At 51.9% G+C, this 14,403-nt stretch carries 14 protein-coding genes; 9 read left to right on the forward strand and 5 right to left on the reverse strand.

Going from position 1 to position 14,403, the window contains the following annotated elements:
• Positions 1-247 precede the first annotated feature (247 nt).
• Positions 248-2,416: a diguanylate cyclase gene (locus ON072_RS09225; RefSeq protein WP_274626033.1), complete on the forward strand. Its 2,169-nt coding sequence runs from the start codon at positions 248-250 to the stop codon at positions 2,414-2,416.
• Here ON072_RS09225 and ON072_RS09230 read toward each other — a convergent pair.
• Positions 2,382-3,842, reverse strand: a complete 1,461-nt coding sequence (locus tag ON072_RS09230) for an alpha/beta hydrolase (RefSeq protein WP_107004962.1) — start codon at positions 3,840-3,842, stop codon at positions 2,382-2,384. The genes ON072_RS09225 and ON072_RS09230 overlap by 35 nt on opposite strands.
• Before the next feature lie 90 nt (positions 3,843-3,932).
• Here ON072_RS09230 and ON072_RS09235 point away from each other — a divergent pair, with 90 nt between their 5' ends.
• On the forward strand, positions 3,933-4,412 hold the full coding sequence (locus ON072_RS09235; protein ID WP_274626034.1) for a DUF6942 family protein: 480 nt from the start codon (positions 3,933-3,935) through the stop codon (positions 4,410-4,412).
• Between the two features lie 47 nt (positions 4,413-4,459).
• Here ON072_RS09235 and nadE read toward each other — a convergent pair whose 3' ends face one another.
• Complete coding sequence (gene nadE / locus ON072_RS09240) at positions 4,460-5,290, reverse strand: ammonia-dependent NAD(+) synthetase (RefSeq protein WP_093982763.1); 831 nt, start codon at positions 5,288-5,290, stop codon at positions 4,460-4,462.
• Between the two features lie 124 nt (positions 5,291-5,414).
• Between nadE and ON072_RS09245 the strand changes: the two genes are divergently transcribed.
• The 5 genes from ON072_RS09245 to ON072_RS09265 all read left to right on the forward strand — a co-directional run bounded on the left by ON072_RS09245 (position 5,415) and on the right by ON072_RS09265 (position 9,804).
• Positions 5,415-6,239, forward strand: a complete 825-nt coding sequence (locus tag ON072_RS09245; RefSeq protein ID WP_144217075.1) for an AraC family transcriptional regulator — start codon at positions 5,415-5,417, stop codon at positions 6,237-6,239.
• Between the two features lie 97 nt (positions 6,240-6,336).
• Positions 6,337-7,089 (forward strand): LysE family translocator, encoded by a 753-nt coding sequence (locus tag ON072_RS09250; RefSeq protein WP_025011464.1) that lies wholly within the window; start codon positions 6,337-6,339, stop codon positions 7,087-7,089.
• A 143-nt stretch (positions 7,090-7,232) separates the two neighbouring features.
• Positions 7,233-7,568 (forward strand): hypothetical protein, encoded by a 336-nt coding sequence (locus ON072_RS09255; RefSeq protein WP_028781680.1) that lies wholly within the window; start codon positions 7,233-7,235, stop codon positions 7,566-7,568.
• Between the two features lie 221 nt (positions 7,569-7,789).
• Positions 7,790-8,464, forward strand: coding sequence for a response regulator (locus tag ON072_RS09260; protein ID WP_025011466.1), 675 nt, complete (start codon positions 7,790-7,792; stop codon positions 8,462-8,464).
• Positions 8,455-9,804, forward strand: a complete 1,350-nt coding sequence (locus ON072_RS09265; protein WP_025889696.1) for an ATP-binding protein — start codon at positions 8,455-8,457, stop codon at positions 9,802-9,804. Before ON072_RS09260 ends, ON072_RS09265 begins: the two co-directional genes overlap by 10 nt.
• 3 nt (positions 9,805-9,807) lie before the next feature.
• Here ON072_RS09265 and ON072_RS09270 read toward each other — a convergent pair whose 3' ends face one another.
• The gene (locus ON072_RS09270) at positions 9,808-10,506 is read right to left on the reverse strand and encodes a 2OG-Fe(II) oxygenase (RefSeq protein ID WP_025011467.1); all 699 of its coding nucleotides are present in this window, start codon (positions 10,504-10,506) and stop codon (positions 9,808-9,810) included.
• A gap of 114 nt (positions 10,507-10,620) precedes the next feature.
• On the opposite strand from ON072_RS09270, the gene ON072_RS09275 reads away from it, so the two are divergent.
• Positions 10,621-11,880 (forward strand): HD-GYP domain-containing protein, encoded by a 1,260-nt coding sequence (locus ON072_RS09275; protein WP_025011468.1) that lies wholly within the window; start codon positions 10,621-10,623, stop codon positions 11,878-11,880.
• 124 nt (positions 11,881-12,004) lie between these two features.
• Positions 12,005-12,316, forward strand: coding sequence for a DUF3135 domain-containing protein (locus ON072_RS09280; RefSeq protein WP_025011469.1), 312 nt, complete (start codon positions 12,005-12,007; stop codon positions 12,314-12,316).
• A gap of 25 nt (positions 12,317-12,341) precedes the next feature.
• Here the strand turns inward: ON072_RS09280 and corA are convergent, their stop codons facing one another.
• Together corA and ON072_RS09290 are read right to left on the reverse strand one after the other, a co-directional pair.
• Positions 12,342-13,289 carry a magnesium/cobalt transporter CorA gene (gene corA, locus ON072_RS09285; protein WP_025889695.1) on the reverse strand — a complete coding sequence of 316 codons (948 nt, stop codon included), beginning with the start codon at positions 13,287-13,289 and terminating at the stop codon, positions 12,342-12,344.
• Between the two features lie 99 nt (positions 13,290-13,388).
• Positions 13,389-13,754: a hypothetical protein gene (locus tag ON072_RS09290; RefSeq protein WP_025889694.1), complete on the reverse strand. Its 366-nt coding sequence runs from the start codon at positions 13,752-13,754 to the stop codon at positions 13,389-13,391.
• Positions 13,755-14,403 lie beyond the last annotated feature (649 nt).

A 14,403-nucleotide genomic window follows, 5' to 3' on the forward strand; every position in this document is an offset into this window, starting at 1 on the left:
GGCGCCTTGATGCTTTTTCCGGCCGCTATCTTCAGCTATTCATCTTTATCGGCTTGCCCTGTTTGACCACCCAACCATCCCTTTTTATGCAAAACCGCCACCACAGCTAACCTTGGCGAGTACCGATTCAAAACAGGTATTGGGTAGCGCTCAAGACAAATATTCAAAAATTATTGTTAAATAAACCATTTAGCTCTAGCATTTGTCATTAACCATTCGTTAACTCCAGACAGGAGTTGAAACCGACTTGACCCACTTGCCCTGGTATCGACAACCACTGTTGCTGAGTCTGATGGCCGGCCTGATAGGCTTTGCCTGTAACAGCTTCCCTATTCCCTTGTTTGCCAATGTGCAGCTGGTGTTGGGTAATACCCTCTATGTGATTGTTGCCATCTTACTTGGGCCTTGGTATGCCCTGCTCGCCGCCACCATCAGCGTCACCTCGCTGATGCTGCAATGGGACAGCCCGCACGTTTATCTACTTTTCTGCCTTGAGGCCCTGGCACTGGGGTGTGCCAGGCTCAGGTGCTGGCCGGTATTTTACGCGGGTGTCGGCTTCTGGTTGTTGCTGGGCATGCCACTTATTTATGGTTATCTCCACTTTTTCAGCGACTTACCTTCTGAATACATTCCATTTGTGGTGATCAAGCAATCGGTCAATGCCATGGTCTATATCACCCTGGGGTGCTTGATTGTATTGTTAATCCCTGCATTGACACGCCTGATTGCTCGTCAGTTACCCGCCAAGCGCAGTGGCTTTGGCAACCAACTCTTTTACAGCTTTTTACTGCTGCTTAACCTGAGCCTGATGATCTCTACCCTGGTATTCAATTATTACTGGGTCAACAAGCAGCAACAGACCCTGGGTAAACACTTACATGAAACCGCCAAAAATATCGGCCTGGCGGTAGAGCATTATCTCGAGCGGCATAAGTCGGTTATAGCCACTGCCGCCGAGCTTATCAAACACAGTTCACCCACTCCCGATGAATTGCAGCGGATGCTGTCGCGGCTGCACAAACTCAATCCGGGATTTTTAACCATGTTGATTGCCGATCCCGAAGGCAGCATAGTGCAGGCAAGCCCTGTCAGCAGGCTTCAGGGCCTTGAAGGAAATCATTTTCGTATAGATGACAGGGATTATTTCCAGCAGGCGTTTTTCAACGAGCGCCTCTATGTCTCACCGGTATTTCTCGGCCGGGGCTTCGGCTCAGATGCCATAGTCGCCATCAGCAGCCCACTGTATCTCGCCACAGGCCCACAAGTTATCGGCGTATTGGAAGGCTCACTCAACCTCAATCGTTTCAGCGAACTGGATAATGACTTTCTTGGACAAACCAACCAGTTGATGTTTATTGTCGATGAGAACATGCGCCTTATCTATGCCTCCAGGGCGTTGGCCTTGCCAAAACTCGAGCGACTCAACTATCGCCAAAGTGGCAAGCACTACAGCTCTTTATTGCCCATGCTCAACCTAAAGGCACTGGATAATGACAGCCCGGAATATGTTTACAGCCACTATCGCCTGCCAAACAACTGGCAAATTTTTGTGCTCAACCCTTACGCCCCATTGCTGTACGAAGTAGAGCGCCAGTTTATGTTCACTTTTGCTCTACTGTTGCTGTTTTTACTCTTGTCGCTGCTGGTCGCCAGGGTGGTGGGGCAACACCTGACCATGCCGCTGGAGTTGATTTCAAAGCAGCTCAACAAGGGTAAACGTCTTACCGAGGATAAGTTACTCGATGGCCACAATGTGCCCGTGGAAGTAAGCCATCTCTACAGTGAGCTCAAGGAAAGCCAACGCCAACTGATGGCGCATCAGTTGGATCTGGAGGAAAAAGTCATCATACGAACTCTGGAGCTTGAGCAGGCCAACCGTAAACTCAAACAGTTGGCCCAGACAGATCCACTCACAGGACTTGCCAACAGACGCCATGCCGAAGCGAGTTTCGCCACATTGCAGGGTCTGTGTCAGCGCAATCACGAAGCCATAGCCGTGGTGCTGATGGATCTGGACTTTTTCAAGCGGGTCAATGATGAATATGGTCATCTGGGCGGCGATGAGACCTTGAAACAGGTTGCCGATTTACTTAAGACAAAATTCAAGCGCGACTCGGATCTTATCAGCCGTTATGGCGGTGAAGAGTTATTGTTACTGCTGCCCATGTGCAACCCACTCAAGATAGAGCAGTTTCTGAATGAAATTCGTCAGGCCATTGCCGAGCTTGAGATCATCAACCCCGAAGATCAACGCCTAATAAGTGTCACTGTCAGTATCGGCGCCCTGATTGCCAACGCCTCCTACAGCTCATCTCTCGAGGTATGGTTGAAAGAAGCCGATGCCAACCTGTACCAGGCCAAAAGCGAGGGGCGCAACCGGGTCATCTGTACTCTGTCGGCTCAGGATCTTGACTGAAAAAGGCTTCAATCCGCTGCATCTGATAATCGAAGAAAGGGTTCCAACGTTGGCGCAGCATATCCGCAGCCGGAATGCTGATGACACCGCGCTCCCCTCGGGACGCTGCGGCGCCAATTTGAATGCGCTCCATACTGTTTGGCATCTGATTGCCATACAGGCTGTCGCTGGCAGAAAACGGCAAGGCCACATGAGACAGGGAATAGACAGACACGGGCCATTTGAAGTCGAGTTTTTCCACTCCGGTATGAGTACCAAACTCTCTGGCCTGCACCAAATGGCTAAAGCCCACCTGGTTCTCAATCAAAGTTCCCCGGAAAGTCAGGTTGGTTCGCGCCAGTATGCCGCTGATTTCCGCCAGCGGATCAACAGGTGTCATGCTGAGGTTCACTTGACTGCGGTTCATATCATAGATCACCAGCTCATTGGCTCCCTTGGGCAGTTGCAGAAACAGGTTCTCCAGCACAGCTTTCGTCGATACCGAATCATCCACCAACGACTGAAACGCCAAAATCGGCGGCAACTGGCGTTTTTTATCCTCAGGCAAAGCCAACAAACGCTGACTGTTGTGCTGCGCCAGGCGATAAACCACATCACCGGCATTAACGGCAAAAGAGCTGTATTTGAAAGGGTCATACTCGGGTGAGATAGTATTCCAGCTGAGTTTCTCCAGCCCCAGAATATAGCCCAGCTGCGACTGCCACTGCGCGCCCACGGCCATGGGGGCCAAACCTATGGCCGGTGACAGCATCACCACCTTTTCATAGTCCGTGGGCCGGCCGCTGTGAAGGTTTTCCAACTCATGGTTGAGTGCCAAACTGGCACCGGTGGAATAACCTATCACGTAGAGAGGTTTGCCGTTTAGCACCTGGCTCATATGGCGACTGGCCAGCCTGACGGCAGCGGCGAGATCCTGCCATTCCAGGCGCACCAGGCCTGATGGCAGAGTGCCATGTCCCGGTAGCCTCAATGCCAACACATGAGCGCGCCCCTTGAACTGCTCGGCAAACTGATGCATGGCGTAGGGTGAATCTGACATACCATGAAGCAACAAGAGCCCGAACTGCGCGTCCGCATTGGCCCACTCAAAACTTTGATTCCAAGGCAAAGCCCAGCGCTTGGGATCCGCTATGCTGCCACTGTGATAACGATTGATGGGGGAACTGATGCCACCGGAAAGCTTGCCAAGTTCCTGATCAAGCTCGGTAAACAGCTGCTGCTCCAACTTGAGATAATCACCGAAGTCCTCGACTCCCTTGTGGCGATCAAACTCATGGCTCAGAAAATGGGTATGCCAAGGACTTAAATCGGCGCGGCCATTGAGTAGCCAGATCCCGGTTACAGTCAACGCCAGCCCTATACCGAAGCAAGCATAAAAAAGCGCGATAGAGAGCTGTTTCCCCGAACTGATAAGCAGAGTTTTCATTGACCTTTACCTTGAACTGCCCCAAAGTGGCGACGCTGGAATGGCATTACACTGAGATTCATTGGCATAAAAGTCTAACAGAGAGCAAACGTGCACGCACACTCAACGCCTTCATTTCCTTTGCGTATTGGTAACGACCTGGCCAAAGCGCGGGTTTATCTGCCCAACCCGCCAACACTGCCGCTTGACTGGCATTGGCAGCAGAGCGATGCCGCCGCGGCCTTGATAGCCGCCAACTCCAACCACTGGCGCAAAATCCTGGTGATCTGCGCCAAGATATTTGCCCCGGATGACGACTGGCGTAGTTTTCTGCAACAGGGGCTCTTGTCCCAGGTAGCGCTTGAGATAGGCGCGACCGAGCTAGTAACTGATAGCGGCATAGCTCTTATCGCCGGCAATGAAGCCGCCGACAAACTCAATATCGCCGACGATGCCGGACAGAAGCTCACCGGTGCCTCTGGGGTACAGCGGCTGGATCAGTGGCGCTGGAAAGTCCCCTACCTGGATTACCGCCAGTTTCCCAACGCCAGTATTTTGCTGCTGCGCCAAGCGCTGCACTGCAACCCATAAAGAAAACGCCGCGATTAACGCGGCGTTTTACGATTCAATTTGAGCGGTTAATCGTAAATGGTCGGGATAGGCCTGCGCTTATGCTGCGTGGCTTTGTAGATGGCTATGATCCTGCTTTCCACCTCGGCGGAAACCGGCTTGCCCTCAAGGAAGTCGTCTATCTGATCGTAACTCAGCCCAAGGGCGACTTCGTCCTCAAGCCCAGGGTTGTCACACTCAAGATCCGCCGTTGGCGCCTTGCGGACCAGGGTTTCCGAGGCGCCGAGGAAGGCGGCCAACTGCCTGACCTGACGCTTATTCAGGCCAAAAAGCGGCGCCAAGTCGCAAGCACCATCGCCCCACTTGGTATAGAAACCTGTGACATTTTCGGCGCTGTGATCTGTACCGACCACCAGGCCCCCGAGTAAGCCAGCTACCTCGTATTGGGCTGCCATCCGCATTCTGGCCTTGACATTACCCTTCACAAAATCAACCTTGTTGGCATCCGGTAGCGCCAGTTCAGCGCGGTCAAAGCCACTGAGTACATGCTGATGAATGCCGCTAACCCCGTCATGAATATTCACAGTCACCAGTTTGCTGGGGCGGATAAATGCCAGCGCCTGCTGCGCCTCATGTTCATCGCGCTGTTCAAGGTAAGGTAAACGCATGGCCACAAAAAGGTACTCAGCCTCGGCTTTGCCTTCATTTAACGAATCTACCGCCAACTGACATAAGCGCCCGGCCAGGGAAGAATCGACCCCGCCACTGATCCCCAGTACCAGAGTCTTGCAGTGAGCCTCCTGCAGTTTGGCCTTGAGAAATGCTACCCGCCTTTCCACCTCATATTCAGGTTCAATAGCACTCAGTACTTTCATTTCTCTTAAGATCTGTCCTTTCACAGTGGGCTCCAATCTGTTATCGGTATTTATAGGTCTGACTTTGATACCGGCCGTGCAATAATTTACTAGGCGGCCTGGATCACCGACCGCTAAGATAACATAAATTCTTACCCAGGATAGCAAGATGCACGAGGAGAAAATCCATTACTGGCGCGCCCCATCCCATCCCGAACTGGAGATCAGTCGGGCCAGTTTTCAACATTTTCACTTCGAGCCCCATGTTCATCTGGACTTTCATATCGGTGTGGTCAGTCACGGCGGCCAGGACTTTCATTACCGTGGCCAAACCTGGCACCTGAGACCCAATTGGCTGTCGACCCTGGATCCCGACAGCAGCCATGATGGCCAGAGCAGCGAACAACAGGGTTATTGTGCCCTGGTAATGTCCCTGCCCCATGACTGGCTGCAACAACTGGCGCGGGATCTCGGCCTGGGATATTTCAGTTTTGCCGCGCCTATGTTGCATCATCCGGCGCTGTATCGGGAATTTTGCCAGCTGCACCATTTGCTGACCCAACCCATAGCAGCCAATGATCTCCTGGTTCCCGAAGCAGCGGTTATCGCCTTTTTGGAAAAACTGATGCGCCTGCATGGCCGCCAGCTCAATACAGAGAGACAGCACCATGCCTTGAGTCAGAGTCAGCTCGATAGGTTAAGAGAAGCCTTTCATGCCGATCCCGGTGCGCCATTTAGGTTGCCGCAGCTTGCCAAGGAGCTGGATCTCAGCCAATACCAACTGCTTAGGCAGTTTCGCCAGAGAACCGGCATGACGCCACATGCCTATTTAAAGCGGATCCGCCTGGAATATGCCAAGAAAGCCCTGCTCAGGGGAGACAGTGTGATTTCGGTGGCGCAGCAAGTCGGCTTCTTCGATCAGAGCCATCTGAACAAGGCCTTCAAGCGTGCCTTCCTGCTTTCTCCACAAGCGTTTCAGCGGCGCATGCTGTGAATGCCACACGCCCCTCTCTGGTGGCTGAGCATTTTTACCCATATACCCAAACACTTTCAGCCTCGTCTTAATGAGGCACTACAGGATAGAGTTGACTATGACAGATCTGCATCTTTTGCTGACCCTGGGCACCATTCACCTGCTGGCATTGGCGAGCCCGGGGCCGGATTTTGCATTGATCCTGAAAATTGCCAGCCGAGAGCAGCGCAGCACCGCACTGGCGGCCGCCGTTGGCATCTCTCTGGCGATATTGGTGCACACTGTCCTGAGCCTCACAGGTGTCAGCCTGGCCATTCAAAGCTCGCATACCCTGTTTGTGCTGGTGCAGCTCTTTGGCGCCCTTTATCTGGGCTGGATGGGACTGGGAGCTTTTGGTGTTCAGGCCTGGCTTAAACGCGCCTTGGCGGCAAGACCACTCGCTGAAGCTCAAACCAATGAATTGCCAACCAGCCGGGCAGCAATCAATGATACACAAGTCATGCAGTCCGAGGAGTTAAACAACAGGGTAGACAATGAGCCAGGTAAAAGTGCGAGCGATAACACCATGTCTGCCGCCGCCGGGTTGCTGCTTGGGTTATCGACCAACCTGTTCAACCCCAAGGCGTTGGTGTTCTTTTTAACGCTGTTTTCCACCCTTATCACCCCGGAGGTCAACAGCCAGACCAAGCTATTGGCCGCCATATTACTGCCGCTGCTCTCGGTTATCTGGTTTGCCATGCTGGCCATGCTGCTGTCTCACGCCCGGGTGCAGCAACGCCTGCTGCGCTTTGGCCATTACATAGACTACCTTTGCGGCGCTATCTTCCTGGCCGTCTCGGTTGCCATACTGCTGAGGTTGCTGACGGCTTGACGCAGAACAATTGAGCCACAAACTTGGTATAAAGCCTGAAGGACTTAACCCTTGGAGCTCCGGGGGTAAACTGTGAAGCAGTAAATAGAATGCACTTTAAATCCAGACTAGAATAGCCCCAACTCAATCGATTCGAGGTTTCTATGTGGTGGCGTGTTGTTTTACTCTGTCTTGCTTATTGGCTGCTGGGAGCCCATTTTCTCAGATACTCACACACAATCGCCGCCGCTATCTGCCTGTTGGCGCCGGCCGTGCTGTTTGTGAAAAGCGCCGTTGTCGTTCGCATCCTGCAAGTCGGCCTATTGGCCGGCGCCTTGCTGGTATGGGCCAAGAGTGGCTTTGAATATGTTGCCATGCGCCAGGCCATGGATGCCCCCTGGCTCAGGCTGGCATTCATTATGGGCGGGGTTACCCTGTTTACTCTGCTGTGCGCCTGGAGTGGTAATGGGCTGGCGAGAAACCGAAGTCGCCTGTCATAACACCAACTCACCACAACCTTTCCATTTCTTAGACCAATTACTCAACAATCCGCATCAGAGGTCAGCACAGGTTAAGTAAAAGGGCTATACACTCGAGCCAGTGTATAGCCCTGTTTAAGCCAGCCGGGTCTTTGGCCTAAGCCCTTGATTTAGCCCCTCGGCTTGAGCTGTTCCAGGGAACTGCGTACACTGTTTGGATTTCAGTTAAAGGCGTAAAGAATATGAGAATTTTGGTTGTTGAAGACGATCCCTTGCTCTCCCATCACCTCAAGGTACAACTGGGAGAATTGGGAAATCAGGTCCAGGTGGCGGGAACAGCCAAAGAGGGATTTTTTCAGGCGACCAACTACCCCATTGATGTCGCCATTGTGGATTTGGGATTGCCGGATCAGGACGGCATTGCGCTTATCCAACGCCTGCGGGATGAAGATGTCAAAGCCCCTATCCTGATCCTTACTGCCCGGGTCAACTGGCAAGACAAAGTTGAGGGACTCAACGCCGGCGCCGATGACTACCTGGTCAAACCTTTTCAAAAAGAGGAACTGGTGGCCCGTCTCGATGCCTTGGTCCGTCGCAGTGCCGGTTTCGTCAAGCCGGTGATCAACAGCGGCGACCTGTCGTTGGACCTCGCCGCCAAGCAAGTCACCATGAACGGTGAGCCGATGGAAATTACCGCCTTCGAATATCAAATTCTTGAGTACCTGATGCGTCACAACCATGAAGTAGTCGCCAAACAGCGCCTGCTGGACGTTATTTACGGCGACAAGGAAGGCGATCCCAACACCATTGAGGTGATGGTGAGCCGACTGCGCAAGAAGTTGACCCGTGACGGTATCGAAAATCCAATAGTGACCATCAGAGGCCAGGGGTACAAATTCAACCTGCCATGCAATTGAGAATAAAACCCAAGAAACGCCTGCTGACGCGGATGTTTCTCACTTCGTTATCGATCATTGCCGTGGTCGGTTTTGGCTTGGCCTGGATGGTCAACATATTGCATGCGCAAAACAGCTATAACGAAGAGACGGCGCAGCTGATAGCCGAAATCCCTCAGGTGGCTGCCGAGCTCAGGGAGCACGACCTGATACCGGACACCAGCTCCTGGCTTGAGGAGAACAACAAACAGGAGCGCTATGTCATCGCCTCCTGTGATGAGAAGTTCAAGCAGGTATGGACCTCGTCGCTGGCGGTGGACAGAGGCCTGTTCGATACCTGTGAACGTTTCAATGAAATCCGCAACGAAGCGCCCCCCTACTACCTCAACATGGCCGATAATCGCGCCTATTTTGCCTATCTGCTGTCGGTCGATATCGCCGGTATTCACTACAACCTGTTGGTGCTCAAGGATGCGGCCAAACTGGAGCAGGAATACAGCCAATTTGCCAAACGCACCTATATTCGCCTGGCACTGGTGTTGGCACTGGCGCTGGTACTGCTTATCAGCGCCGCTTACTGGGGCATGCGGCCACTGGTACAGATGCGAAATGAGTTGAGATCCATCATCAACGGTAAGTCCAAGTCACTCTCGGGCGGTTATCCTGTGGAGCTTGAAGGCGTCACCCAAGCTCTCAACCAACTGCTGCAGCAATCCAGCGCCCAACAACAGCGCTATCAAAATGCCATGAATGACCTGGCCCACAGCCTCAAGACCCGTCTCGCCGCCGTGCATGCCATCACAGATGATGCCAGCCTGGACAAACAGGCCAGCAGCGAAAAAATCATGGAACAGGTGAGCCAGATGGATCAGCTGGTGAAATATCAGCTCAAGCGCGCCATGCTGGGACGCAAAGGCCTCAAGCAGGAACAGACTCCGATTGCCCCTCTGGTGGAGCAACTGGCACAGATGCTGTTTAAGGTATACCGTGACAAACAGGTGAAGTTCAGCGCAGAAATAGAGGAAGAGCTGCAGTTTCCCGGCAATCAGGGCGACTTGATGGAGCTGTTCGGCAACCTGATGGAAAATGCGTTCCGCCTGTGTATCTCAACCGTTCGCGTCAGTGCCGGTTATCAAGGCAACATACTGCAGATACTGGTAGAAGATGACGGCCCAGGTGTTGATGAGAGCCTTAAACAGAAGATCATCCAGCGCGGCGTGCGCGCCGATACCCAGTCACCGGGACAGGGAATTGGTCTGGCGGTATGTAATGAAATCGTCAGCAGTTACGGCGGCACCCTCAGCATTGAGGATTCAGATCTGGAAGGTGCCCGCTTCCGCATTCAAATTCCCATGCAGTGAGTCTCAGCGCCGGGTTGGCCCATAAAGTTGCTCGGCGCGGTTAAACATGATCCAGGAGGTGGCAATATACTTGTCATCACTCTTGGGACGATTCCCTCTGTGGCTATGGGTAAATCCCGCCGGGGCTATCACCATGGTGCCCTTCTTTGGCGCAATTTTGCGCTGCTGATAAAAGAATTCAGTCTCCCCGCCTTCGGCCACATCATTGAGATAGAACATGTAGAGCACCACTCTGTGAAGGGCGTCGTTGTGACCGGCCTGGGGAAACTGCTCAGAATGCCAATGAGGATAACCACCGACATCGCGCTGATATCTTTGCAGATTGATGGTACCACTACGATAAAGGTATTGTACCAGCGCCTCGGCTCGGGGGGCTCCCAGACGAGCATAGTTATCCGGTGTCAGGGTTACTGCATTGCCGGACTCATCAGCCACCTGCACGGCAACGGCTCCCATCAGCGCCATGGCATACTTATCAAAGTATCGCCCGGCATGCTTTAGTGTGTGGCCCAGCAGCTCATTGCGCAGAGGCTGCAACTCGGGATACTGATCCAATGTCAGATCGCGGCTGATTTTCTTTTCCTTGTCGACACCATGGCCTGTGCGGCCCTCAGTAACACCCGGATGAGCATCAAAGGCGGCAATAAGACGATCGCATAACTCATCAGGAATGGCATTGGGATATACTTCGATAAAGTCCATAAAAATCTCAATTTGATTAATTTTTTATCCAAACATGCTTACATGTGAGCTAACTAATTGTAAAGCGTACTCTTTGCGCTAAAATGATTCGATTGCTTAAAAAAGATGATTTGAATGAACAAGAGCTGTAGAGTCAGTGTCCAACAACTGCAGGTAGGCAACTTCGTCCGCCTTCCACTGGCGTGGAAAGATCACCCTTTTCTTTTCAGTAGCTTCCGTATCAAACAGCAGGCTCAAATCGAGCTTATCCGCAAGCTGGGCATAGACAGTGTATTCGTGGTGCCGGATCGCAGTGATACCCCGCCGCTACCGGCCGATCAGCAGCCTGCCCCGGTGGAAAATCCACAGGAAGTCGACTCTCTGCAACAACAGATGGAAAGCGACAAGCAAAGGCGAATCGAGATCCTCAAGAAAATGCGCCGTGAGCTGCATAAGACAGAGGAACATTTTGACCGTTCACTGGCAAGAATGCGCAATCTGGTCAACAAACTGCGCAGCCGGCCTCTGAATGCTGTTACCGAGGCGCAGGACTTGGTGCGTGACATAGCCGAGCAACTGTTATCCTCCGACAACCTTATTCTGCATCTGATGGCCGATTCGGATAAAGACGAAGGCATCTATTTTCACTCTCTCAACGTAGCCATTCTCGCCATGTTGGTAGCCAAAGAGTTGCAATGGCCCAGAGAAGATATCGAGGCCGTGGGCCTGGGTTCACTGTTCCATGACGTAGGCAAGCTCAAACTACCAAGCCAGATACTGCGTAAGCAGGAGCCACTGAACAAACCCGAACAAAACCTGCTGAATCAGCACCCTTTGATGGGTGCAGAGTTCATCAAGCTGGCAGCCGATTTTCCGGAAAATGCCAGGGACGTTATCACCAATCACCATGAGCTGCTCGATGGCAGCGGTTTCCCAAGAGGCCTGAAAGCCGATGAACTGAGCCAGACCGCCCAGTTGGTGGCTGTGGTGAACCAATATGACTCTCTTTGTCACCCTGGAGTGCAATCCAAGGCCAAAACGCCTTATGCTGCTCTGGGCTATCTGTATAAATACTCCAAGGGGAAGCTGAATCAGGAATATGTCGGCAAGATGATCAAGATGCTCGGGGTCTATCCTCCCGGCAGCGTGGTCGAACTCTCTTCCGGTCAATATGGGCTGGTAATGTCGGTCAACCTAGATAAGCTACTGCTGCCACGAATTCTGGTATATGACGCTCTGGTGCCCAAAGATCAGGCACCGATTATCGACTTGGAAGCAGAAGGCCTTTCTATTGTGCGCTGCCTGCCACCGGCGGCCCTGCCGGAGAAAATCTTCAAGTATCTCAACCCCAGAGAACGGGTCAGCTATTACTTCGGCAGCGAAAGCAAAGGCTGAGCCCTTCGGCCTATATAACCAAAGTCATTATCGCCATCATAGTTAGACTGAACTAATCTTGTTGTTGCAACCTGGATTTGGGTAGCCTGAAACCAGGCTCACCCCTCACAGGCGGAGGCCGGCAATGACAGAACTACCGGATTTTGACACCTTGATGTGGCTGGCTCAAAACCAGCCTGAAGAATTGGACAAGCTACAGGAGCGTTTGAGTGATGAGTTGATCAATGGTTCCGACTCCAACCAGGACCAGCTCAGAACCATTAAACACCACCTGCAGCAGAGTCTGGCACGCTGCAATAACCCCTATCACAGATGCCTGGTCAGCATCCGCATTATGCGCCACAAGTTCGCCGCGTTGGCGAGCGTGTTGGAAGCACCGGACCAGTACAGAGATCACAAGGCTCAGGTGATACCATTAAGGCGCAAGCCCCTGTAACCAAGGTGCTAAAGCCCTTACAACGTTACAGCCAACCTTTGCGGCGGAAAAACAGGTAAGTGCCTGCCGCACTGGCTAACATCATCACCAGCGCCATAGGGTAGCCGAAGTACCACTCAAGCTCAGGCATCTCTCTGAAGTTCATCCCGTAACTACTGGCAATCAGGGTTGGCGGCAGAAAGACCACGGCCGCAACCGAGAAGATTTTAATGATCTTGTTTTGCTGCAAGCCACTGAAACCCATGGCAGCATCCAATAAGAAGTTGAGTTTGTCGAAGATAAACTGACTGTGAGGCATAAGAGATTCGATGTCCGACAACATCTCGCGGATCTCCTTGAGCTCATCTTCGGCCAGTTCTTTACGGTAATACTTCTGTATGTAACGCAGAGACCTTTGGGTATCGAGCAGACTCAAACGTATCTTGCCGTTGGAGTCTTCCTGCAAAGTGATCAGCTTGAACACATCATCGAGTTCATTACTCTCAAACACCTGCTCACCAACGTTTTCCAGCACAGTGTAAACATCTTCAATCAAGTCAGAGAGGTACTCTACCTTAAGATTAAAGAGTTCGATAAACAGCGCTTGAGGCGTGGCCACCATGATGCGTCCGAGGCGCAAATAGTTACGCAGCAAACGAATAAGACCGACATCCTCTTCACGTATGGTAACCAAAAACCGGCTACGCAGGTTGAATGAGACGTTGACACCACGAACATCCTGGCCAACCCGCTGCGGAAACAGAGAGTTGATATGCAAGCCGTCTTTGTTTTGATAGAAACGTGCCGAGGCCTCAATCTCATTGATATCTTCCTCGTCGGGTACCTCTTCCACCGAGTAACGACTCAACCAATCCCGCTCATCGTCATCCGGCTTGTAGAGATCCAACCACAGAGTTTGCTCCGGAAGACCGTCTTCTATTGTCAGCTCAATAATTTTAAGCTGCTGATCCTGATAGGTGTATGCAGTAATCATGGGTCCTCCTGAAGATAGCCGTGCCGTAGAAAGAAATGCCCGGCAAAAAAATGTGCCTAGTTTACCTGATAAGCCATTAATGGAAAGTGCTCAATGGCGTCAGGGAACACTTTTCTCGGCTATCATCAAACGCTCCTCACTGGAAAGGCGGATCCTAAGTCCATCCACGGTAACCAATTCATTAGTTGAGATATCTTTCTTGCGCACCTGATAAACTTCCCGCCGCTCCTCCTTGGGTGAAACCAAGGTCACGGAAACCACCTGATAACCATCAAACCATTGCCAGGCAAAAAAGCCGCAGGCCAGTATCAAGGTAACGCCCACGGCTCCAGGGACCAGAAAGCGTTTGAACAGGGGCAAAGGCTCGGCAATCTCCTTCTGCCTCACTTCAGGGCTTGCCCTTCGCTTGAGCATGGTCCACGCCAGTACCAATACCAAGGCCGTCAGCAGAATTTTGGTCAGCAAGCTCGACTCCTCATTCTTAACCAAGAATATATGAAAGCATCAAATTGTTAATTATAAAGGAAAAGCCTGTCCATGACAGTTAGCTGTATCATAAAGCCACCAGTAACATCTTAAAGCCTTTGGATTGATAGCATATGACAACAGGTTTTGATGAGTGCTTGTGACATTAAACTGCACCACGGCGAGCTGAAATATATGACTGCCATGAAAGTCATGCTCGCTGGAAGCGAGATAAACCCTTCTCGACTTAAGCCTCGAGTACCTTTATTGAGGATACCGGTTGGGTGAAATCTTTGTGCTCCAGAGATTGGATAAATCTGACCAGATAGTTAATCAAATTGGTATTAGCCGTCTGGCGATGGCCAGCTTCGAGCAAGCTCTCCGCGTTCGTTTGTCGCATCAAACTGAGTTTGATGCGACAACCTCACCCTACTCCACATGGGATTGTGCCTCACTGCGTTCGGACTCTTTATCTTCCCCATGTGAGAGTGGACATTTCAAAATGCAATTAAAACGAAAAATCCCCAACACAAAGTGCTGGGGATCCATCGTTACTGTCTTGTCTTCACTTTTCTAAAAAGTGAAAACCAAAGTGGCGTCTGGCGATGACCTACTCTCACATGGGGAGACCCCACACTACCATCGGCGC

It is taken from the genome of Shewanella sp. K8 (assembly GCF_028823715.1).
GTDB lineage: Bacteria > Pseudomonadota > Gammaproteobacteria > Enterobacterales > Shewanellaceae > Shewanella > Shewanella algae.

Coding starts and splice junctions, on each gene's coding strand:
- ON072_RS09230 (WP_107004962.1), bottom strand. CDS start 3,842: ATGAAAACTCTGCTTATCAGTTCGGGGAAACAGCTCTCTATCGCGCTT.
- ON072_RS09245 (WP_144217075.1), top strand. CDS start 5,415: ATGCACGAGGAGAAAATCCATTACTGGCGCGCCCCATCCCATCCCGAA.
- ON072_RS09250 (WP_025011464.1), top strand. CDS start 6,337: ATGACAGATCTGCATCTTTTGCTGACCCTGGGCACCATTCACCTGCTG.
- ON072_RS09255 (WP_028781680.1), top strand. CDS start 7,233: ATGTGGTGGCGTGTTGTTTTACTCTGTCTTGCTTATTGGCTGCTGGGA.
- ON072_RS09260 (WP_025011466.1), top strand. CDS start 7,790: ATGAGAATTTTGGTTGTTGAAGACGATCCCTTGCTCTCCCATCACCTC.
- ON072_RS09265 (WP_025889696.1), top strand. CDS start 8,455: ATGCAATTGAGAATAAAACCCAAGAAACGCCTGCTGACGCGGATGTTT.
- ON072_RS09270 (WP_025011467.1), bottom strand. CDS start 10,506: ATGGACTTTATCGAAGTATATCCCAATGCCATTCCTGATGAGTTATGC.
- ON072_RS09275 (WP_025011468.1), top strand. CDS start 10,621: ATGAACAAGAGCTGTAGAGTCAGTGTCCAACAACTGCAGGTAGGCAAC.
- ON072_RS09280 (WP_025011469.1), top strand. CDS start 12,005: ATGACAGAACTACCGGATTTTGACACCTTGATGTGGCTGGCTCAAAAC.
- corA (WP_025889695.1), bottom strand. CDS start 13,289: ATGATTACTGCATACACCTATCAGGATCAGCAGCTTAAAATTATTGAG.